2 protein-coding genes are annotated in these 514 nt (G+C 64.2%); both read right to left on the bottom strand.

All coding sequences use genetic code 11. The features are described 5' to 3' along the window. On the bottom strand, window positions 1–293 hold a 293-nt coding region (locus HIJ39_RS23395; protein WP_169103406.1), incomplete at its 3' end, for an FAD-dependent oxidoreductase. A gap of 13 nt (window positions 294–306) precedes the next feature. Further along, window positions 307–514 (bottom strand): OsmC family protein (locus HIJ39_RS23390; RefSeq protein WP_420824595.1); only part of this gene is annotated, 208 nt, incomplete at its 5' end.

The raw sequence follows: 514 nt of genomic DNA, 5'->3' as shown, positions 1-514 counted from the left end.
GCTTGGCTCTCGGTTTGCACCCGCACCGTATGTGACGCCGGATCGATGGCGAGCGCCCGGGTGTTCAACCGGACCCGGATGCCCGCTGATTCAATGTCGCCCAGCGTGCGGTGCGCGAGCTGGTGCCAATCGGCCACCTCGCCGCTGAGATAGAAGGGCAGACCGCAAATGCTGTAGTTGGGAAACGCATCCGCGACCAGCATCGTCACGGTGGTGGTGGGATCCACCTCCCGGGCACGCAGTGCCGCGCTGATGCCGGCATCACTGCCGCCGATGATCAGAATATGAGCCATAGGGATAACCTCCTTAGATGGGCGCGGCTTCGTCGGTCCGCATCACAGTGCCGGATACCGGGATCGCGAGTGCCAGGGTTTGAAAGACGGGGCTGTTCCGTTTCGCCGTCTCCACCAAGCGCGTCAGCCGGTCCTCGGCCACGGCGGTCTGGACCGTCCATGGATAGGTCACCGAGACCAATTGGGGCGGCTGATCGTGGCGCACCCCGGTCAGCTGAATG

Origin of the sequence: Sulfobacillus harzensis, assembly GCF_012933365.1 — a bacterium.
Classification (GTDB): domain Bacteria; phylum Bacillota; class Sulfobacillia; order Sulfobacillales; family Sulfobacillaceae; genus Sulfobacillus_B; species Sulfobacillus_B harzensis.
This window is presented reverse-complemented; position numbering and strand designations above follow the sequence as displayed.